Raw genomic sequence first — 18618 nt, forward strand, 5'->3', positions numbered from 1 at the left:
TCCTTAAGAGCGATCAGCTCAAAAACTTCTGCAACAGGTCATTGAGAAAGAGTTGCCCGCGGTCGGTCGCCGCCAGGCGTGACGGTTCGACCTGCATTAAGCCACTTTGTTCGGCCTCGCGACGGCCTTCGTCCAGGCTCGCCAGATCAAGGCCGGTACGCTCGGCGTAGAGCCTGGCCTCGACGCCCTCGGTGAGGCGCAACGCGTTCATCAGGAACTCGAATGGCAGTTCTTCGTTGGTCAGTTCCTTCGCACCGGCCTGAAAGCTTTTGGCCGGGTTGAGATAGTCCTTCGGTGCTCGGGTCTTCCAGGTGCGCACGATGCGCCCGTCGGGGTGGCTGAGCTTGCCGTGGGCTCCGGCGCCAATGCCGATAAAGTCGCCGAAGCTCCAGTAATTCAGGTTATGCCGCGCCGGGCGACCCGGTTGGGCGTAGGCCGACACTTCATATTGCGCGTAACCGTGTTCGGCAAGCAGCGCCTGGCCGGCCTCCTGAATGTCCCACAACGTGTCGTCTTCCGGCAGCGCGGGTGGCTGGTTCCAGAATACGGTGTTGGGTTCCAGGGTCAGCTGGTACCAGGACAAGTGCGTCGGCTTCAGCGCGATGGCCTGGCGCAAGTCGCTCAGGGCGTCGTCCAGGGACTGATCGGGCAAACCGTGCATCAGGTCCAGGTTGAAGTTATCAAACCCGGCCAGGCGCGCCATGCCCGCCGCGCGCACGGCTTCATCGCCATTATGGATACGCCCCAGCGCCTCAAGTTTTTCCTGCTGGAAACTCTGGATGCCGATGGACAGCCGGTTGATCCCCAGCTGGCGATAGGCCACGAACTTCTCTTGTTCGAAGGTGCCAGGGTTGGCTTCCAGGGTGATCTCGATATCACTGGCAAACGGGATGCGCGCTTCCACACCTTTGAGCAGCCGACCCAATGCGGCGGCGCTGAACAGGCTCGGCGTACCCCCGCCAAAGAAGATCGAACTCAGCTCGCGACCGTACACAGCGTGCAGGTCCTGATCGAGGTCGGCCAGCAGTGCGTCCACATACTCCTCTTCCGGCAGCACCTTGCTGGCGGTGTGGGAGTTGAAGTCGCAATAGGGGCATTTGCGCACGCACCACGGGATGTGGATATACAGCGCCAGGGGCGGCAGTACCGGCAAGGCCGCCCGAGGTGTTTGCGCGCCGCCGTGGATCAGCGGCTGCGCAGAGGTGTTCTGGGTCATTTCAGGCTCAGGCGTTGGCGCAGCAAATCCATTGCGCGAGCACGGTGGCTGATCTGGTTCTTGTCGGCTGGGCTCAATTCGGCGCTGGAGACATTGCGTTCGGGCACCCAGAACAGCGGGTCATAGCCAAAACCATGTTCGCCACTGGCGGCATGCAGGATGCGCCCGTGCCACAGGCCTTCGCACAGGATCGGCAGCGGGTCATCGGCGTGGCGTACCAGGGCCAGCACGCAGACGAACTGTGCGCCACGCTTGGCGTCTGGCACGTCCTTGAGCGCGTCCAGCAGCTTGGCGTTGTTGGCCGCGTCGCCCTTGCCGTCGGCATACCGCGCCGAATAGATGCCAGGGGCGCCGCCGAGGTAATCCACCGCCAGCCCAGAGTCATCCGCCAGCGCTGGCAGGCCAGAGATACGTGCGGCATTACGCGCCTTGAGGATGGCGTTCTCGACGAACGACAAGCCGGTCTCTTCCGGCTCCACCTGGCTGAACTCGCCAATGGAGCGCAGGTGCACGGAGTCGCCGAGCATCGCCTGCAATTCTTTGAGTTTGCCGGCGTTATGGCTGGCCAGTACGAGTTGGGTGAGTTTCATCATTCGGCCGGGAACAGTTCTTGGTTGAATTGGAAGCTATGGGCTTTGCCGCCGGTTTCAACGTTGATGGTAAACGTCTTGTATTCCCGCTGGGTCACGGAGTAGGGCGCGAGATAATTGACGCCGCCTTTCTCGTTGATTTGCTTGAAGGTCAGGACCTCACTCTTGCCGCCCAGGTCCTTGATGGTGCCGGTGACTTGCGCGGCCACCGGGGTTACGCCCTTGATCACGGTCACGTTGATCAGGCCCTTCTCCTTGCTGCGTACCACGCCGACAGCCTGGGCCGTTTCCGGTTGCAGGAAGCTGGAGGTGAAGGTGTTGTAGTGCACGGTGATGTCACCGAAGTCTTTCTTGCGGTTAGCGTCTATTGCGTCTGCGGCCACGGCGCTGGCGCCCAGGCAGGCGGTCAATAGAAAAATAGCCAAACGACTCATGAGCGTCCCTCTTGAAGATGATTAGACGGCAATTTTGTGGTCGGTCAGGCCAGGGCTGCTGACCCGGTAAATACCAATTTCGCCCAACAGGTTGGGCCATAGTTTACTCGCCCAGCCGTGGCGGTGCTGTTGATCGACGGCAAGGCGGTTGATCACCTTGGCTTCACGCTCGCCACACAAGGCTTCGAAGTCTTCGAAGGTGCAGAAGTGGATGTTCGGCGTGTTGTACCAGGTGTAGGGCAGGAAGTCCGACACCGGCATGCGGCCCTTGGTGGCCAGGTACCAGCGGCAGCGCCAGTGGCCGAAATTCGGGAAGGTGATGATGCACTGGCGGCCGACGCGCAGCATTTCGTCGAGGATGCGGTCCGGGTAGTGCACCGCCTGCAGCGCCTGGGTCATCACCACGATGTCGAAGCTGTTGCTGGCAAAGTTGCCCAGGCCCTTGTCCAGGTCCTGTTCGATCACGTTGATGCCCTTGGCCACGCACTGGGCGATATTGTCCGGGTCGTTTTCCAGGCCGTAGCCGGTGACTTGCTTGTTGTCGCGCAGCCAGCTCAGCAGTTCGCCATCGCCGCAGCCCAGGTCGAGCACGCGGCTGCCGGCGGGGATCCAGTCTTGGATGATTTCCAGGTCGGCTCTCATGGCGTTCTCACACAGTAATCCGGTTCATGTAATTGCCGAACGCCTGCAAGTAACGCGGGATCGGAATCAGGAAGGCGTCGTGGCCTTGCGGCGCATCGATTTCCAGGTAGCAAACGTCTTTGCGCGCGGCCATCAGCGCGTCCACCAGCTCACGGGAGCGCGCCGGAGAGAAGCGCCAGTCGGTGGTGAACGACATCACGCAGAACTTGGCCGTGGCGCCTTCGAAGGTTTTCGCCAGGTCGTCGTCGTGGTTGGCGGCCGGGTCAAAATAGTCCAGCGCCTTGGTCATCAGCAGGTAGGTGTTGGCGTCGAAACGCCCGGAGAACTCCTCACCCTGATAACGCAGGTAGCTTTCCACCTGGAACTCCACGCTGTGGAAGTCGTAGTTGAGCTTCTCACTCTTGAGGCCACGGCCGAATTTCTCGCCCATGGAGTCATCGGACAGGTAGGTGATATGCCCCACCATCCGCGCCAGCATCAGGCCGCGCTTGGGGATCACCCCGGCTTCCTGGAACGAACCACCGTGGAACTCCGGGTCAGTCAGGATGGCCTGGCGCGCCACTTCGTTGAAGGCGATGTTCTGCGCCGACAACTTGGGGGCCGAGGCGATTGCCAGGCAATGGCGCACACGGTCCGGGTAAGTGATGGTCCATTGCAGCGCCTGCATGCCGCCCAGGCTGCCACCGATCACGGCGGCCCATTGGTGGATGCCGAGCACGTCGGCGAGGCGGGCCTGGCTGTGCACCCAGTCTTCCACGGTCAGTACCGGGAAATCGGCGCCGAACGGCTTGCCGGTTTCCGGGTTGATACTGCTCGGGCCGGTGGAACCGTTGCAGCCGCCGAGGTTGTTCAGGCTGACCACAAAGAACTTGTTGGTGTCGATGGGCTTGCCGGGGCCGATGCAACTGTCCCACCAGCCTGGCTTGCGCTCGTCGACCGAGTGAAAACCGGCGGCATGATGATGGCCGGACAAGGCGTGGCAGATCAGCACGGCGTTGCTCGCCGTGGCGTTCAGTTGGCCGTAGGTTTCATGGATCAGGTCATAGGCAGGCAGCGAACGCCCGCAGGCCAGGGCCAACGGTTCGCTGAAGTGCGCCACTTGGGGCACGACCAGTCCAACAGAATCGGGGGGAAAGGCAGCTGGCATCGACCCTGCTCTCGTTTAAATGAGGCGTAAGTCTAAAGACCGCTGCACCTAGCGGCAAGCGAACCCTGACCCTGTAGGAGCCGGCTTGCCGGCGATAGCGTTCTTGAGGGTGCTATCGCCGGCAAGCCGGCTCCTACAAGGGACGTCAGATCAGCAGGCGCAGAATCTCGGGCATGCCGGTCATGGCTGCCAGGTTGTTGATTACCAGCATGTCGAGCAACTTGAGCACCATGAACGCCAGGATCGGCGAAATATCCAGGCCGCCCAGGTTCGGCAGCAGACGGCGGAACGGCGCCAGGGCCGGTTCGCAGATCTGGTTCACCAGTTCGGCGCCAGGGTTATGGCTGCCGGGGGCGACCCAGGACAGGATCACGCTGATGATCAGGGCGAAGAAGAAGATCTTCAGGAACAGCGCGGTCACGCCGATAATGGCCCAGACCAGCAGTTGCACGAAGTTGCCGGTGGTGCCGTAGGTCAGCAGCAGGGTCAGCGCCATCAAGGCCAGCTGTACCAGGATCGCCAGGACCAGCGACGACATGTCCAGGCCGAACAGGCTCGGAATGATCCGGCGCAGCGGCTTGAGCAGCGGCTGCGTGGCCTTGACGATGAACTGGCAGAGCGGGTTGTAGAAGTTCGCACGCACCAGTTGCAGCACGAAGCGCATCAGTACGATCAGCAGGTACAGACTGCCAAGGGTTTGCAGCACATAGACGGCTGCGGTGTTCAAACCAATCATGTTGGCTCCTTATTTGCCCAGTTGTTCGGCGAGTTCCGCCGAGCGGTGCGCAGCGGCACCCAATGCTTTTTCCACCAGGGCTTCAAAGCCCCCGGCCTGGAACGACTCGATGGCCGCCTGTGTGGTACCGCCTGGCGAGGTCACGCGACGGCGCAACTCGGCGGCGTCCACATCGCTGGCCACCGCCATATGCGCGGCGCCCAGGGCAGTCTGCTCGGCCAGTTGCTCGGCCACGTCCTTGGACAGGCCCAGTTTCACGCCAGCGGCAGTCATGGCCTCGATCAGCAGGAAGAAATACGCCGGGCCGCTGCCGGACACGGCGGTGACCGCGTCCAGTTGCTGCTCCTGCTCCAGCCACAGGGCGAGGCCCACGGCGGATAGCAGCTCTTGCGCCTGGTCACGTTGTTCGGCGCTCACTTCAGCGGTGGCATACAGCCCGCTCACGCCTTGGCTGACCAGTGCCGGGGTGTTGGGCATGCAGCGCACGATTGGCTGGGCACCGAGCCAGGCGTTCATGCTGGCGCAGGTGATGCCAGCGGCGATGGACACCACCAGCTGGTGCGGCTGCAGGCTCGGACGCAGGCTTTCGCACACGGCCTTCATGGCCTGCGGTTTTACCGCCAGCACGATCACATCGACGCCCTGGATGGCCTCGGCGTTGTCGGCAAAAGTTTCAATACCGTGCTCGGCGCTGACGCGGGCACGGGTGTCGGCGCCTGGGTCGCTGGCGCGGATCTGCGTGGCGTCCAGGCCCTTGGCCCGCAGGCCACCGATCAGGCTGGCCGCCATGTTACCGGCGCCGATAAAGGCAATACGCGTGTTGCTCATGACAGGTCCTTACTCAGAGGGAAGTCAGCCATTTCATGGCTGGCCGTAGTCGCGGGCACCAAACAGGGCGGTACCGATCCGCACCCAGGTGGCGCCTTGGGCAATGGCCGACTCTAGGTCGTGGCTCATGCCCATGGAAAGTGTGTCCAGCGGCAGGTTCAGGCTGTTTTGCAAGTCGCGTACCGCGGCGAACGCTGCGTCTTGCGCGGTCCGATCTTCAGTCGGCTCAGGAATCGCCATCAGGCCGCGCAGCTTCAAGCGCGGCAGGGCGCTGATGGCGTCGGCCAGGGCTGGCAGGTCGGCGGGCGTACAGCCGGACTTGCTGGCCTCGCCACTGACGTTGACCTGGATGCAGATATTCAGCGGCGGCAGGTCGGCCGGGCGTTGTTCGGACAAGCGTTGAGCGATTTTGAGGCGGTCCACGGAATGCACCCAAGCGAAGTTCTCGGCGATAGCGCGCGTCTTGTTCGATTGAATGGGGCCGATGAAGTGCCAACTCAAGGGCAGGTCGGTTAATTCGGCCTGTTTGCCCAGGGCTTCTTGCAGATAGTTCTCGCCAAAGTCGCGCATGCCGGCGGCATAGGCTTCGCGCACGGCTTGCGCGGGTTTGGTCTTGCTCACGGCCAGCAGGTGGATGCTGCTTGCGTCACGTTGCACGGCGTCGGCTGCGGCGCGGATGCGCTGGCTAACCTGGCCGATGTTGTCTGCTATCGTCGACATTCAAGATGCGCCCGTGGATATGGAGTCCGCGGCATTCTACTGGAAATGGAAAGCCCTATGGATATCACTGAATTACTCACGGCCAGCGTGCGCCGTGGCGCCTCCGACTTGCATGTGTCCGCCGGCCTGACGCCGATGCTGCGCCTGGATGGCGAGGTCTGGCCGCTGGAGGGGCCGGTGCTTTCACCTACGCAAGTAGCGGACTTATTGAGCCCTTTGCTCACTCAGCACCAGCAAAAGGATTTCGAAACATCTCTAGAAACAGATTTTGCCTTTGAATTGCCCGGCGTGGCGCGCTTCCGGGCCAATGTGTTCCGGCAGGATCGTGGCATGAGTGCGGTGTTTCGCACCATCCCGTCTGAGGTCCAGAGCCTGGAAAACCTTGGCCTTGGTGAAGTGTTCCAGCGTATCGCCCAACTGCCACGGGGCCTGGTGCTGGTCACCGGCCCGACCGGTTCAGGCAAGTCCACCACCCTGGCGGCGATGATCGATTTTCTCAATCAGCATCGGCGTCATCACATTCTCACCCTTGAAGACCCGATTGAGTTTATCCACAAGCCGAAAATGGCGTTGATCAACCAGCGCCAGGTGCATCGCGACACCCGTGGTTTTTCCATCGCCCTGCGCTCGGCGCTGCGCGAAGACCCGGACGTGATCCTGGTGGGCGAACTGCGTGACCTGGAAACTATCCGTCTGGCGCTGACGGCGGCTGAGACCGGGCACCTGGTGTTTGGCACCCTGCACACCAGTTCGGCGGCAAAGACTGTCGACCGGCTGGTGGACGTGTTCCCGGCTGGGGAAAAGGCCATGGTCCGCTCCATGTTGTCGGAGTCGTTGCAGGCGGTGGTGTCCCAGGTGCTGGTGAAGAAAGTCGGCGGCGGGCGCGTAGCGGCCCATGAAATCATGCTGGGCACGCCGGCCATTCGCAATTTGATTCGGGAGGACAAGGTGGCGCAGATGGTTTCAGCGATCCAGACCGGTGGGGCGTTGGGGATGAAGACGCTGGATATGAGTTTGAAGGCGCTGGTCGTGGGCGGGGTGATCAGCCGCGAGGACGCACGGGAGAAGGCGAGGGTGCCGACAGACCTGTAGGAGCGAGCTTGCTCGCGAAAAACTGATAGGCGCCGCGTTCATTCTGAATGCCCGTGTCATCGTTATCGTTCTTCGCGAGCAAGCTCGCTCCTACAGTAGATCGATCAGCGCTGGACGACCCGCAGGTTGTTGTTCTGCTCTTTCGGCAACACCCGCTTGGCAATCACGTAATTCTTGTCCCAGAACGGCTTCTTCAGCGTGTCGATGCTCACCGACTTGCCACGACGCGGTGCGTGGATGAAGCGATCGTTGCCCAGGTAGATGGCAACGTGGTTGACCTGGCGGCTCTTCAGTTTGAAGAACAGCAGGTCACCGGGTTTCAGGTCCTTGCGATCAACCTTCTGCCCGTGGCCGGCGGCCATGGCGTTGGAAGTACGCGGCAGGTCCACGGCAGCGACGTCGTTAAACGCATATTTCACCAAACCGCTGCAGTCGAACCCTTTACTTGGGCTGCTGCCGCCCCAACGATAAGGAGTACCGAGCACGTTGACGGCGCGGCTGAGGACGGTGCTGCTCTGCTTGGTGTTGACGCCGACCAGGCCCGGGACTGCTTTACCGTTGTGGGCCTTGCTCAGTTGAGTCGGGCGGTTGACGGTCAGCTTTACCGACTTGGCGGTGCTTGGCGTGCTGTGGACTTTAGGGGTGAAACCGTTAACGTTAGGAAGTCGTTGCTCACGATTGGTGGCGTGGGCGGCCAGTGGCATTAATAGGCAAATGGTTAGCCATGTCTTGAAAAATGGTCGCATTAGGCGTGGCTCTTATGGGTTTGCGCGCAACTTTATAACAGCTTTTTGTGTCGTTCTCAGGCCGTTTGTCGACTGAACCTTGACGTCAAAATCAGGAAAAACGCGACGATTCGCCGCAATTGTCCTACACAAGTCAGGTGGCATAAGGCTTTCAGGGCAGGGAAGATACCATTTGCCGTACGTCGGGCGCCTGTAAAAAAGTCACAAAGAAAATGAAAAAATTTATCTATCGAGGCAAAAGAGGTACGCGATGAACACCTATCAACAGATTGGTCCACAGCAAGACACCCACAGTAAGGTGATCGGTTACCTGCTGTGGATTTTCGGTTTTACCGGAGCGCATCGCTTCTATTACGGCAAACCCGTCACCGGCACGATCTGGTTTTTCACCTTCGGCTTGCTGGGAATCGGCTGGTTGATCGACCTGTTCCTGATCCCGGCCATGGACCGTGAAGCGGACCTGCGTTTTACCGCCGGGCCCATCGAATACAACGTGGCCTGGATCCTGTTGGCGTTTCTGGGGGTATTTGGCGTGCACCGCATGTACCAGGGCAAATGGATCACCGGCCTGATCTACCTGCTGACCGGCGGCTTGTTCCTGGTGGGGGTGCTGTATGACTTCTGGACGTTGAATACGCAGATTTCGATCCGCAATGCCGAACGCAATTCCGGGCGGTAAATAAGCTGTAGGAGCGAGCTTGCTCGCGAAGAACGTTAACGAAAACGCAGCGCTCTCAGGTAGCCCGCGTTGCCTGTCCGTTCTTCGCGAGCAAGCTCGCTCCTACAGTGTTGGGTAGCGTCAAGCCTGGTAGCTGATGCGTCCGTCAACCAAGGTGTAACGCACCGTCGCCGGCAGGCTATGCCCAATGAACGGGCAGTTTTCGCCTTTCGACAGCCACTGCTCCCCGGCAACCGTGGAGCTGGCCGGATCAAACAGCACCAGATCCGCCGCCGAACCCACCGCCAACTTACCCGCCGGTAGGCGCAATGCCTCAGCCGGGCCGGCGCTCAGGCGTGCCAGCAAGGTCGGCAAGTCCAGCAAGCCATCCTCCACCAACGTCATCGCCAACGGCAGCAACAGTTCGACACTGCTGATGCCCGGCTCTGTCGCGCCAAACGGTGCCAGCTTGGCATCCCGCTCATGGGGCTGGTGATGGCTGGAAATCGCCGAAACCACACCGGACTTGACCGCTGCGCGCAAACCGTCGCGGTCGGCCAGGGTGCGCAGCGGCGGCTGCACGTGGTACAGGCTGGAGAAATCGATCAGCGCTTCATCCGTCAGAATCAGCTGATACAGCGCCACATCCGCCGTCACCGGCAAGCCACGGGCCTGGGCCTGGGCGATCAAGGCCACGCCGCGAGCGCTGGTCAACTGGCTGAAGTGCGCGCGCACGCCGCTTTGTTCCACCAGCAACAGGTCACGGGCCAGGGCCACGGTCTCGGCGGTTTCCGGAATGCCCGGCAGGCCGAGGAAGCTGGCCACGGCGCCTTCATGGGCCAGGCCGCCTTCGGCCAGGTCGCGGTCCTGGGAATGGAAGATCACCGTCAGGTCGAAGGTGGCTGCGTATTCCAGGGCGCGCAACAGCGTGCGGGTGCTGCGGAAGCTTTCCAGGCCATTGCCGAACGCCACGCAACCGGCGTCGCGCAGGGCGATCAGTTCGGCGAGTTGTTCGCCTTCCAGGCCTTTGCTCAGGGCGCCGATAGGGAACACCTTGCAATTGCCGGCTTCGCGGGCGCGGTCGAGGATCAGCTCGGTCACGGCCGAGGTGTCGAGGATCGGCTTGGTGTGGGGCGGGCAGCACAGGCTGGTCACGCCACCGGCAGCCGCGGCACGGGTTTCGCTGATGATGTTGCCTTTGCGGCTGTAACCCGGCTCGCGCAGGGCGACGTTCAGGTCGACCAGGCCCGGTGCGGCCACCAAGCCTTTGGCGTCGAGGGTTTCAGTCGCGCTGAAACCAGCCGGAGCAGCGCCGATGGCGATAAGTTTGCCGGCTTCCAGATGCAAATCGGTAACTTGATCCAGGCCACTGGCCGGATCGATAACGCGAGCGCCAAGAATGCTGAGCTTCACTGGGCGTTCTCCTGCTCGAATTGACGTTGCGCGGTTTGCCCGCTCATGGCCATGGACAATACGGCCATGCGCACGGCGATGCCGTAGGTGACCTGGTTCAGGATCACCGACTGAGGGCCGTCGGCCACCGCCGACTCAATCTCTACCCCACGGTTGATCGGGCCCGGGTGCATGACGATGGCATCCGGCTTGGCGCCGGCCAGGCGCGCAGTGGTCAGGCCGAACAGGCGGTAGAACTCGCCTTCGCTCGGCAGCAGGCCACCGGCCATGCGCTCACGTTGCAGGCGCAGCATGATCACTACATCCACGTCCTTGAGGCCGGCGGCCATGTCGGTGTAGACCTTCACGCCGTACTGCTCGATGCCGATCGGCAGCAGGGTTTTTGGTGCGATCACACGGATATCCGGGCAACCGAGGGCTTTCAGGGCCAGCATGTTCGAGCGTGCAACCCGTGAGTGCAGGATGTCGCCGACAATGGCCACCGAGAGGTTTTCAAAGCTGCCCTTGTGCCGACGGATGGTGAGCATGTCGAGCATGCCCTGGGTCGGGTGGGCGTGACGGCCGTCGCCGCCGTTGATGATCGCTACCTGCGGGCACACGTGTTCGGCGATGAAGTGCGCGGCGCCGGAATCGCCGTGGCGCACCACGAACATGTCGGCGGCCATGGCCTCCAGGTTGCGCAGGGTGTCGAGCAGGGTCTCGCCCTTGCTCGCCGACGAGGTAGACACGTTCAGCGTGATCACGTCGGCCGACAGCCGCTGGGCTGCCAGTTCAAAGGTAGTGCGGGTGCGTGTGGAGTTCTCGAAGAACACATTGCAGATGGTCTTGCCGCGCAGCAGCGGGACCTTCTTCACCGCGCGGCCACCGACTTCAAGGAACGAGTCGGCGGTGTCGAGGATTTCGGTGAGCAGTTCGCGGGGCAAACCGTCGAGGGACAAGAAGTGTTGCAACTGGCCCTGAGCATTGAGCTGCAGCGGGCGCTTGGCATCTAGAGGCGTCATCGCGGGGACTCTTTACAAGGCGGTTTAAAGGGCAAGGTCTTGCAGTTCGAGTTCGAGCGGCGTGGGACCGGACAATTTTACCCGTTGGTGGGCTTGCAGCGACAGCGTGGCGCCGACCACATCCGGGCTGATCGGCAGTTCGCCGGCATCCAGGTCGAGCAGGCACACCAGGGTCACGCTGGCCGGGCGGCCGTAGTCGAACAGTTCGTTCATGGCGGCGCGGATGGTGCGGCCGCTCATCAGCACATCGTCGATCAGCACCAGGTGCTGGCCTTCGATCTCGAACGGCAGGGCCGACGGGCGCACTTGTGGATGCAGGCCGTTCTGGCTGAAGTCGTCACGGTAAAAGGACACGTCGAGGGTGCCGAGGGGCGAGTCGCTGCCCAGTGCTTCCAGCAAGGCCTGGGCTACCCACACACCACCGGTGCGAATGCCGATGAAGCGCGGCTCGCTGATGTTGCGGTGTTGCAGATGGGCCGTGAGGCTTGTGGCCATCTGGCTGATCAGTTCGGCGGGGTTCGGCAGGCTCATGCAGGCTCCTTCAGGACCTTGGCGCAGGCAAGGTCCGGGCTCAAACGTAAAAGACACTGTAGGAGCGAGCTTGCTCGCGAAGAACTCACAGGCGCCGCGTGCATTACTGGATGCGCGCGTAATCGTTGACGTTTTTCGCGAGCAAGCTCGCTCCTACAAAAAGCAATGCGGCAATTCAGGATTCAAATAATGCAGTGTTTTCATCCAACCATCCCTGCAACAACAGGGCGGCGGCGATGGCGTCCACGGGGTTGTCGCGGTAGCTGCCCTTTTGCCCGCCACGGTCACGGCGCTCACCCTTGGCTTCAAAGGTGGTGAGGCGTTCATCGTGGGTATAGAAGGGCAGGTTGTAGCGGCCATTGAGGCGGCGGGCGAATTTTTCGGCGCGCAGGCACATGTCGCTGGGGGTGCCGTCCATGTTCAACGGCAGGCCGACCACGACCGCGTCGGGCTTCCACTCTTTAATGAGGGCTTCGACCTGGTTCCAGTCCGGCACGCCGTTCTGGGCTTTCAAGGTGCACAACTCGCGGGCTTGGCCGGTGATGACCTGGCCGACGGCGACGCCGATCTGTTTGGTGCCGTAGTCAAAACCCAGGATCAGTCGCAAAGCCATCAGGCGTGCCCCGCCTGGCTGGTCAACAGGCTGAGGTTGACCCGCAGTTTGGCGGCAGCCGCTTCCAGGCGTAGTTCGCTGGGCGTGTTGAACAGGATGTCGGCGTCGAAGGGGCATGTCAGCCAGGCGTTGCTGGCCAGTTCGGCTTCCAATTGGCCCGCTTCCCAGCCCGCATAACCGAGGGTGATCACACTTTGATCGGGGCCCACACCGTCGGCGATGGCGAACAACACGTCCTGGGAGGTGGACAGTGACACACCGTCCAGGTCGACCGTGGCCTGGAACTTCGGCCCGGTCGGGTGCAGCACAAAACCGCGATCGGTCTGTACCGGCCCGCCGATGTAGATCGGCACACCCTGGCAACGGGCGGGCGGATCGACTTCCGGGCGCAGTTGCTCAAGGATATCCGCCAGGTTCAGCTCTTGCGGGCGGTTGACCACCAGCCCCATCGCACCATTGGCCGTGTGCTCGACGATGTAGGTCAAGGTCTGCGCAAAGTTCGGGTCGGCCATATGGGGCATGGCGATCAGGAATTGATGCTTGAGGTAGGTCGGGCTGACGTTTTTCATGTTCGATAGTGTGGCGGTGGAGGGGCGAACTGACAAGCTGGTGATGTGCCACAGAGGGCAATTGTCATCAATTGCTCGACAACCGATCGCCCTTGGCGAATTTCCAGGTGCGGATGATTTCCAGGCGGTCGACGTCGTTCAAGTCGCCGCTGAAAGGGGCAAAAGGCGCGGCCAGGCGCACGATGCGCTGGGCGGCCTGGTCCAGCAGCGGCTGGCCGGAGGACTCCAATACCTGCACTTCATATAACGTGCCGTCGCGGTTGATTGAAACCAATAGACGCAAATTGCCGTAAATCTGCTGGCGCCTGGCTTCTTCCGGGTAATTGAGGTTGCCGATGCGCTCGACCTTCTTGCGCCACTCGTCTTTGTACCAGGCGCCTTTGTCGCGCATGGTCGAGGCGGCGTTCAGCCGGTAGATGCGCGGGCGCTTGGCGTACAGCTGCTGTTCGTTGGCCAGTTCGGCTTCGAGGCTGGAGATTTCGTCGGACAGGGTCGAGCTGTCGAAGGTCGGCGCCGGCTTTACGGGCTCGGGCGTGGGTTCGGTCTTGGTCTTTTCGCGCTGGGTTGGGGCTTTTTGCGGCTTGGGCGCAACGGTAGTCACCGCAGCCTTGGGCGCGGCCTGCTTGACCTCGGGCTTGGGCACCGGCGGCGGGGTGACTTTATTCACCTTGTTGTCCTGGAACGGCGCCACTTCGGTGGTCCTGGGTATGGCTTTTTTGTCGAGGGTGCCGCTGCCTTGCTGGTTGTCCTGGGCGAGAAAATCAGCCTTCTCGGGCTTCTTTTCACTTTTGAACGTGGCGAGGGTGATTTCCAGGGTTTTGCTGATTTGCTTGGGCTCGACCATGGTGAAACCCACGCCGAGGATCAGGGCCAGGTGAATCAACGCGGCCAGGAACAGGGTAAATCCGAGCCGATCAGCCGGGCGCACGCCGCTGTGGGAGAGTTCGGGGGGCAGGTCGGACGGGAGTGTCATGACAAAAAAACCAACATCGCGCGTTTCACAGGTGGGGCATGATAGCGCAATGTTGGTGCATGTCCGGCTGTTCTATGTCACTTGGCTTGTAGCTTGCGCTCAATGGCGGCCATCAACATTTCGCCGATGTTCGTGCCAAATGCGTTGTCAATCTCGCGAATGCAGGTCGGGCTGGTGACGTTGATTTCAGTCAGGTTCTCGCCGATCACGTCCAGGCCGACAAACAGCAAGCCCTTTTCACGCAGGGTCGGGCCGACCTGGGCTGCAATCCAGCGGTCCTTGTCCGACAGCGGGCGCGCTTCGCCACGACCACCGGCCGCCAGGTTGCCACGGGTCTCGCCCGCCGCCGGGATGCGTGCCAGGCAGTAATCCACCGGTTCGCCGTCGATCATCAGGATGCGCTTGTCGCCGTCCTTGATCGCCGGCAGGTAGGCCTGGCCCATGATCTGCTGGGTGCCTAGGGCAGTCAGGGTTTCCAGGATCACCGACAGGTTTGGGTCGCCTGCGCGGTGACGGAAGATCGAGGTGCCGCCCATGCCGTCCAGCGGCTTAAGGATCACATCGCCATGTTTGGCGGCGAATTCACGCAGCACGTCGGCGCGGCGGCTGACCACGGTCGGCGGCGTGCACTGAGGGAACAGGGTGGCAAACAGCTTTTCGTTGCAGTCGCGCAGGCTCTGCGGCTTGTTGACGATCAGCACGCCAGCGCGTTCGGCCTGTTCCAGCAGGTAGGTGGAGTAGACGAATTCCATGTCGAACGGCGGGTCCTTGCGCATCAGGATCACGTCCAGATCGCTCAGCGGGCTGTCGATTTCGTCTTGCAGTTCGAACCACTTTTCCGGGTTGGCAAACACCTGCAGTGGGCGCATGCGCGCGCGGGCCTCGCCGTCGCCCTGGTAAAGATCGCGCTGCTCCATATAGAACAGGGTCCAGCCGCGGGCCTGGGCGGCCAGGAGCATGGCCAGCGAGCTGTCCTTTTTATAGGAAATGCTGGCGATAGGGTCCATGACAATGCCGACGCGAACGCTCATGGGGGATTTCCTCTAGCAAATAAGGGCGCATAAAAGTGGCGTCAGAGTGGCGCTGCGGCTGTTGTGGGTCAAGGAAAAACCACCTGGCCGGTTGCTCGATAGATTGCGCCCGGAGACTGTGCTAAAAAGACTGCCACGGCGCAGCAGCCCTTGAATTCCAAGGCCCGCGGCGCTCATCCTGTGCAACATCAGGCAGTACACACCGAAAACCGATTCGCTGTGGCGATGGCAGAGCAGATATGGAACAGCATTCCAACGCCTTGAGAGTGATGGTGATCGATGATTCGAAGACGATCCGCCGCACCGCTGAGACCTTGTTGAAGAACGTAGGGTGCGATGTCATCACGGCCATCGACGGTTTCGATGCCCTGGCCCGGATTGTTGATCATCACCCGCACATTATTTTTGTCGACATCATGATGCCGCGCCTGGATGGCTATCAGACCTGCGCGCTGGTGAAGAACAACCCGGCGTTCAAGTCGATCCCGGTGATCATGCTGTCGTCCAAGGACGGCCTGTTCGACAAGGCCAAGGGGCGCATCGTCGGTGTCGATCAGTTTTTGACCAAGCCTTTCAGCAAGGAAGAACTGCTGGGTGCGATCAAGGCCTACGTGCCGGGGTTCGCCACAGTAGAACAAGCACACTGACGCCGCCTCACAAGGGCTGGCGTCCACCTATGTAGTGGGGAAAACCATGGCACGTGTTCTGATCGTCGACGATTCGCCGACCGAAATGTACAAATTGACCGGCATGCTGGAAAAGCATGGCCACCAGGTCCTCAAGGCCGAAAACGGCGCGGACGGCGTGGCCCTGGCCCGCCAGGAAAAACCCGATGCCGTGCTGATGGACATCGTGATGCCGGGCCTCAACGGCTTCCAGGCCACCCGCCAGCTGTCCAAGGAGCCGGAAACCAACGGCATCCCGATCATCATCATCACCACCAAGGACCAGGAAACCGACAAGATCTGGGGCGCGCGCCAGGGCGCCAAGGACTACCTGACCAAGCCGGTGGATGAAGAAACCCTGATCGCCACCCTGAACAAGGTGCTGGCCGGCTGACGGTTCGCCATCATGACCGAGTCGCAAACCGCCTTCGAGCTGCTGTTGGACATCGACCGCCGCTGCCGCCTGCTGGCCGCTGACCTGCCATCCCAGGAAACCCGCCTGCAACGCTGGAGCGGGATCGGCTTTCGCCTGGGCCAGCACTGGTATGTGGCGCCCATGGGCGAAGTCGCCGAAGTCCTGCACGAACCACGCTGCACCTTGATGCCCGGGGTCAAGGCCTGGGTCAAGGGCGTGGCCAACCTGCGTGGGCGCCTGTTGCCGGTGATGGATTTGGGTGGGTTCCTCGGCCTTGAGTTGTCCAAGGCGCGCAAGCAACGGCGGGTGCTGGTGGTGGAGTTCAACGACGTGTTTGTCGGGCTGCTGGTCGACGAGGTGGTGGGGATGCAGCATTTCGCACAAGACGCGTGGCGGGCAAACACCGCGCCCGACGCAGCGTTTATTCAAGGCCGGTTCGACGGCGATCCGTCGTGGCAGGTGTTCAGCCCCTTTGCTCTGGCCCAGGCCCCTGGCTTCATGGATGTTGCCGCATGACCACCGCTACCGCACTCAAACCCCAGGCCGGCTCACGCAGCCGCTCGCAGATCATCGTGCTGTTCATCGCACTGATCGTGTTCATCATGTTGCTGTTCGCCAACTTCGCGTACCTCAACACCCAGTCCACCTACGACAAACAGTACATCGGCCACGCCGGTGAGCTGCGCGTGCTGTCCCAGCGTATCGCCAAGAACGCCACCGAAGCCGCTGCCGGCAAGGCTGCGGCGTTCAAGTTGCTGGGCGATGCGCGCAACGACTTCGCCCAGCGCTGGGGCTTCCTGAAAAAAGGTGACCCGCAAACCGGCCTGCCCGCCGCGCCCAGCGCGGTGCGTGCCGAAATGCGCGCGGTGCAGACCGACTGGGAAGCACTGCTGAAAAACACCGACGCAATTCTCGCCAGCGAGCAGACCGTGCTGTCGTTGCATCAAGTGGCCGCAACGCTGGCCGAAACCGTGCCGCAACTGCAGATGGAATCGGAAAAGGTCGTCGATATCCTCCTGCAACGCGGCGCGCCGGCCAGCCAGGTGGCGTTGGCCCAGCGCCAATCACTGCTGGCCGAACGTATCCTCGGCGCGGTGAACACCGTGCTGGCCGGCGACGAAACCGCCGTGCAGGCCGCCGACGCCTTTGGCCGCGACGCCAACCGCTTCGGCCAGGTGCTCAATGGCATGCTCCAGGGCAACCCCGGTTTGCGCATCACCCAGGTCGAAGACCGCGACGCCCGCGCGCGTTTGGCGGAAATCGCCGAACTGTTCGAATTCGTTTCCGGCTCCGTGGATGAAATCCTCGAAACCTCGCCACAGTTGTTCCAGGTGCGGGCCTCAGCGAGCAACATCTTCAATCTGTCGCAAACCCTGCTCGATGAAGCCTCGCACCTGGCCACCGGGTTCGAAAACCTCGCCAGCGGGCGCAGTTTTGACACCATCGGCGGCTATGTCCTGGGCCTGCTCGCACTGACCTCGATCATTTTGATCGGCCTGGTGATGGTGCGCGAGACCAACCGCCAGCTGCACGAAACCGCCGAGAAGAACGAACGCAACCAGAACGCGATCATGCGCCTGCTGGATGAAATCGAAGACCTGGCCGACGGCGACCTCACGGTGACTGCCTCGGTGACCGAAGACTTCACCGGCACCATTGCCGATTCCATCAACTATTCCGTCGACCAACTGCGCGACCTGGTCGCCACCATCAACCTCACCGCCGGGCAAGTCGCCGGCGCCGTGCAGGATACCCAGGCCACCGCCATGCACCTGGCCCAGGCCTCGGAGCATCAAGCCCAGCAGATCGCCGAGGCGTCCACCGCGATCAACCAGATGGCCCAGTCCATCGACCAGGTCTCGGCCAACGCTGCCGAGTCCTCGGCGGTGGCAGAGCGCTCGGTGGAAATCGCCAACAAGGGCAACGAGGTGGTGCACAACACCATCCATGGCATGGACAACATCCGCGAGCAGATCCAGGACACCGCCAAGCGCATCAAGCGCCTGGGCGAGTCGTCCCAGGAAATTGGCGACATCGTCAGCCTGATCGACGACATTGCCGACCAGACCAACATCCTCGCCCTCAACGCTGCTATCCAGGCAAGCATGGCCGGCGATGCCGGGCGTGGGTTTGCCGTGGTTGCCGATGAAGTGCAGCGCCTGGCCGAGCGCTCATCGGCGGCGACCCGGCAGATTGAAACGTTGGTGCGGGCGATCCAGGCCGACACCAACGAAGCGGTCATTTCCATGGAACAGACCACCACCGAAGTGGTACGCGGCGCGCGGCTGGCCCAGGACGCCGGGGTGGCGCTGGAAGAGATCGAAGGCGTATCCAAGACCCTGGCGGCGCTGATCCAGAGTATTTCCAACGCAGCGCAGCAACAGACCTCATCGGCCGGGCAGATCTCCCTGACCATGAACGTGATCCAGCAGATCACCACCCAGACCTCGTCGGGCTCCACGGCCACCGCCGAAAGCATCGGCAACCTGGCGAAAATGGCCAGCCAGTTGCGGCGGTCGGTGTCGGGCTTCACCTTGCCGCCGGCGCGTCCGGTGGATGAACAGCCCCACAGCCATTCATGATTTCAACGCGGAGCAG

Annotated in this window: 22 protein-coding genes; 6 read left to right on the forward strand and 16 right to left on the reverse strand. The window is 61.9% G+C overall.

Annotation, left to right across the window (positions count from 1 at the left end; translation table 11 throughout):
- Positions 1-13: 13 nt before the first annotated feature.
- The 8 genes from hemW to HX868_RS09075 all read right to left on the reverse strand — a co-directional run bounded on the left by hemW (position 14) and on the right by HX868_RS09075 (position 6313).
- Positions 14-1216 (reverse strand): radical SAM family heme chaperone HemW, encoded by a 1203-nt coding sequence (gene hemW, locus HX868_RS09040; protein WP_246355508.1) that lies wholly within the window; start codon positions 1214-1216, stop codon positions 14-16.
- Complete coding sequence (gene rdgB, locus HX868_RS09045) at positions 1213-1809, reverse strand: RdgB/HAM1 family non-canonical purine NTP pyrophosphatase (protein ID WP_177002618.1); 597 nt, start codon at positions 1807-1809, stop codon at positions 1213-1215. Before rdgB ends, hemW begins: the two co-directional genes overlap by 4 nt.
- Positions 1806-2240, reverse strand: a complete 435-nt coding sequence (locus HX868_RS09050; protein ID WP_028618309.1) for a DUF4426 domain-containing protein — start codon at positions 2238-2240, stop codon at positions 1806-1808. Before HX868_RS09050 ends, rdgB begins: the two co-directional genes overlap by 4 nt.
- A gap of 21 nt (positions 2241-2261) precedes the next feature.
- A complete protein-coding gene (gene metW, locus HX868_RS09055) occupies positions 2262-2882 on the reverse strand; it encodes a methionine biosynthesis protein MetW (RefSeq protein WP_016972957.1) in 621 nt (206 codons plus the stop codon).
- 7 nt (positions 2883-2889) lie between these two features.
- Positions 2890-4029, reverse strand: a complete 1140-nt coding sequence (metX, locus tag HX868_RS09060) for a homoserine O-succinyltransferase MetX (RefSeq protein WP_177002619.1) — start codon at positions 4027-4029, stop codon at positions 2890-2892.
- Between the two features lie 145 nt (positions 4030-4174).
- Complete coding sequence (locus HX868_RS09065) at positions 4175-4765, reverse strand: YggT family protein (protein WP_033897055.1); 591 nt, start codon at positions 4763-4765, stop codon at positions 4175-4177.
- Between the two features lie 9 nt (positions 4766-4774).
- Positions 4775-5593 (reverse strand): pyrroline-5-carboxylate reductase, encoded by an 819-nt coding sequence (gene proC, locus HX868_RS09070; protein WP_177002620.1) that lies wholly within the window; start codon positions 5591-5593, stop codon positions 4775-4777.
- Between the two features lie 33 nt (positions 5594-5626).
- Positions 5627-6313 (reverse strand): YggS family pyridoxal phosphate-dependent enzyme, encoded by a 687-nt coding sequence (locus HX868_RS09075; protein WP_028618305.1) that lies wholly within the window; start codon positions 6311-6313, stop codon positions 5627-5629.
- Positions 6314-6370: 57 nt separating this feature from the next.
- Here HX868_RS09075 and HX868_RS09080 point away from each other — a divergent pair, with 57 nt between their 5' ends.
- Positions 6371-7405: a type IV pilus twitching motility protein PilT gene (locus tag HX868_RS09080; RefSeq protein WP_177002621.1), complete on the forward strand. Its 1035-nt coding sequence runs from the start codon at positions 6371-6373 to the stop codon at positions 7403-7405.
- 104 nt (positions 7406-7509) lie between these two features.
- Here HX868_RS09080 and HX868_RS09085 read toward each other — a convergent pair whose 3' ends face one another.
- Positions 7510-8151: a C40 family peptidase gene (locus HX868_RS09085; RefSeq protein WP_028618303.1), complete on the reverse strand. Its 642-nt coding sequence runs from the start codon at positions 8149-8151 to the stop codon at positions 7510-7512.
- A 250-nt stretch (positions 8152-8401) separates the two neighbouring features.
- Here HX868_RS09085 and HX868_RS09090 point away from each other — a divergent pair, with 250 nt between their 5' ends.
- Positions 8402-8830 (forward strand): NINE protein, encoded by a 429-nt coding sequence (locus HX868_RS09090; RefSeq protein WP_016976040.1) that lies wholly within the window; start codon positions 8402-8404, stop codon positions 8828-8830.
- 120 nt (positions 8831-8950) lie between these two features.
- On the opposite strand, the gene HX868_RS09095 is transcribed toward HX868_RS09090, so the two are convergent.
- From HX868_RS09095 to gshB, 7 genes are all read right to left on the reverse strand, one after another.
- On the reverse strand, positions 8951-10222 hold the full coding sequence (locus HX868_RS09095; protein ID WP_016976041.1) for a dihydroorotase: 1272 nt from the start codon (positions 10220-10222) through the stop codon (positions 8951-8953).
- On the reverse strand, positions 10219-11223 hold the full coding sequence (locus HX868_RS09100; RefSeq protein WP_016976042.1) for an aspartate carbamoyltransferase catalytic subunit: 1005 nt from the start codon (positions 11221-11223) through the stop codon (positions 10219-10221). Before HX868_RS09100 ends, HX868_RS09095 begins: the two co-directional genes overlap by 4 nt.
- A 24-nt stretch (positions 11224-11247) precedes the next feature.
- On the reverse strand, positions 11248-11754 hold the full coding sequence (gene pyrR, locus HX868_RS09105; RefSeq protein ID WP_016976043.1) for a bifunctional pyr operon transcriptional regulator/uracil phosphoribosyltransferase PyrR: 507 nt from the start codon (positions 11752-11754) through the stop codon (positions 11248-11250).
- A gap of 175 nt (positions 11755-11929) precedes the next feature.
- Complete coding sequence (gene ruvX / locus HX868_RS09110; RefSeq protein ID WP_003195067.1) at positions 11930-12367, reverse strand: Holliday junction resolvase RuvX; 438 nt, start codon at positions 12365-12367, stop codon at positions 11930-11932.
- Positions 12367-12936 (reverse strand): YqgE/AlgH family protein, encoded by a 570-nt coding sequence (locus tag HX868_RS09115; protein ID WP_177002622.1) that lies wholly within the window; start codon positions 12934-12936, stop codon positions 12367-12369. The genes ruvX and HX868_RS09115 overlap by 1 nt, the downstream gene beginning before the upstream one ends.
- Positions 12937-13003: 67 nt before the next feature.
- Positions 13004-13909 (reverse strand): energy transducer TonB, encoded by a 906-nt coding sequence (locus tag HX868_RS09120; protein WP_177002623.1) that lies wholly within the window; start codon positions 13907-13909, stop codon positions 13004-13006.
- Between the two features lie 77 nt (positions 13910-13986).
- Positions 13987-14940 (reverse strand): glutathione synthase, encoded by a 954-nt coding sequence (gene gshB / locus HX868_RS09125; protein WP_028618297.1) that lies wholly within the window; start codon positions 14938-14940, stop codon positions 13987-13989.
- A gap of 239 nt (positions 14941-15179) precedes the next feature.
- Between gshB and pilG the strand changes: the two genes are divergently transcribed.
- The 4 genes from pilG to HX868_RS09145 are packed head-to-tail and all read left to right on the forward strand — an operon-like array spanning position 15180 to position 18602.
- A complete protein-coding gene (pilG, locus tag HX868_RS09130; RefSeq protein ID WP_177002624.1) occupies positions 15180-15587 on the forward strand; it encodes a twitching motility response regulator PilG in 408 nt (135 codons plus the stop codon).
- Between the two features lie 46 nt (positions 15588-15633).
- On the forward strand, positions 15634-15999 hold the full coding sequence (gene pilH, locus HX868_RS09135; protein WP_014720320.1) for a twitching motility response regulator PilH: 366 nt from the start codon (positions 15634-15636) through the stop codon (positions 15997-15999).
- Between the two features lie 12 nt (positions 16000-16011).
- Positions 16012-16536 (forward strand): chemotaxis protein CheW, encoded by a 525-nt coding sequence (locus tag HX868_RS09140; RefSeq protein ID WP_033897068.1) that lies wholly within the window; start codon positions 16012-16014, stop codon positions 16534-16536.
- On the forward strand, positions 16533-18602 hold the full coding sequence (locus tag HX868_RS09145) for a methyl-accepting chemotaxis protein (protein ID WP_038850853.1): 2070 nt from the start codon (positions 16533-16535) through the stop codon (positions 18600-18602). The genes HX868_RS09140 and HX868_RS09145 overlap by 4 nt, the downstream gene beginning before the upstream one ends.
- Positions 18603-18618: the final 16 nt, after the last annotated feature.

The organism is Pseudomonas reactans (genome assembly GCF_013385825.1).
In the GTDB taxonomy this organism is placed as follows: Bacteria; Pseudomonadota; Gammaproteobacteria; order Pseudomonadales; family Pseudomonadaceae; genus Aquipseudomonas; species Aquipseudomonas reactans.

Bases quoted from the DNA above. Each gene is read 5' to 3' on its own strand.
- hemW (WP_246355508.1), bottom strand. From the start codon at position 1,216: ATGACCCAGAACACCTCTGCGCAGCCGCTGATCCACGGCGGCGCGCAA.
- rdgB (WP_177002618.1), bottom strand. From the start codon at position 1,809: ATGATGAAACTCACCCAACTCGTACTGGCCAGCCATAACGCCGGCAAA.
- HX868_RS09050 (WP_028618309.1), bottom strand. From the start codon at position 2,240: ATGAGTCGTTTGGCTATTTTTCTATTGACCGCCTGCCTGGGCGCCAGC.
- metW (WP_016972957.1), bottom strand. From the start codon at position 2,882: ATGAGAGCCGACCTGGAAATCATCCAAGACTGGATCCCCGCCGGCAGC.
- metX (WP_177002619.1), bottom strand. From the start codon at position 4,029: ATGCCAGCTGCCTTTCCCCCCGATTCTGTTGGACTGGTCGTGCCCCAA.
- HX868_RS09065 (WP_033897055.1), bottom strand. From the start codon at position 4,765: ATGATTGGTTTGAACACCGCAGCCGTCTATGTGCTGCAAACCCTTGGC.
- proC (WP_177002620.1), bottom strand. From the start codon at position 5,593: ATGAGCAACACGCGTATTGCCTTTATCGGCGCCGGTAACATGGCGGCC.
- HX868_RS09075 (WP_028618305.1), bottom strand. From the start codon at position 6,313: ATGTCGACGATAGCAGACAACATCGGCCAGGTTAGCCAGCGCATCCGC.
- HX868_RS09080 (WP_177002621.1), top strand. From the start codon at position 6,371: ATGGATATCACTGAATTACTCACGGCCAGCGTGCGCCGTGGCGCCTCC.
- HX868_RS09085 (WP_028618303.1), bottom strand. From the start codon at position 8,151: ATGCGACCATTTTTCAAGACATGGCTAACCATTTGCCTATTAATGCCA.
- HX868_RS09090 (WP_016976040.1), top strand. From the start codon at position 8,402: ATGAACACCTATCAACAGATTGGTCCACAGCAAGACACCCACAGTAAG.
- HX868_RS09100 (WP_016976042.1), bottom strand. From the start codon at position 11,223: ATGACGCCTCTAGATGCCAAGCGCCCGCTGCAGCTCAATGCTCAGGGC.
- pyrR (WP_016976043.1), bottom strand. From the start codon at position 11,754: ATGAGCCTGCCGAACCCCGCCGAACTGATCAGCCAGATGGCCACAAGC.
- ruvX (WP_003195067.1), bottom strand. From the start codon at position 12,367: ATGGCTTTGCGACTGATCCTGGGTTTTGACTACGGCACCAAACAGATC.
- HX868_RS09115 (WP_177002622.1), bottom strand. From the start codon at position 12,936: ATGAAAAACGTCAGCCCGACCTACCTCAAGCATCAATTCCTGATCGCC.
- HX868_RS09120 (WP_177002623.1), bottom strand. From the start codon at position 13,909: ATGACACTCCCGTCCGACCTGCCCCCCGAACTCTCCCACAGCGGCGTG.
- gshB (WP_028618297.1), bottom strand. From the start codon at position 14,940: ATGAGCGTTCGCGTCGGCATTGTCATGGACCCTATCGCCAGCATTTCC.
- pilG (WP_177002624.1), top strand. From the start codon at position 15,180: ATGGAACAGCATTCCAACGCCTTGAGAGTGATGGTGATCGATGATTCG.
- pilH (WP_014720320.1), top strand. From the start codon at position 15,634: ATGGCACGTGTTCTGATCGTCGACGATTCGCCGACCGAAATGTACAAA.
- HX868_RS09140 (WP_033897068.1), top strand. From the start codon at position 16,012: ATGACCGAGTCGCAAACCGCCTTCGAGCTGCTGTTGGACATCGACCGC.
- HX868_RS09145 (WP_038850853.1), top strand. From the start codon at position 16,533: ATGACCACCGCTACCGCACTCAAACCCCAGGCCGGCTCACGCAGCCGC.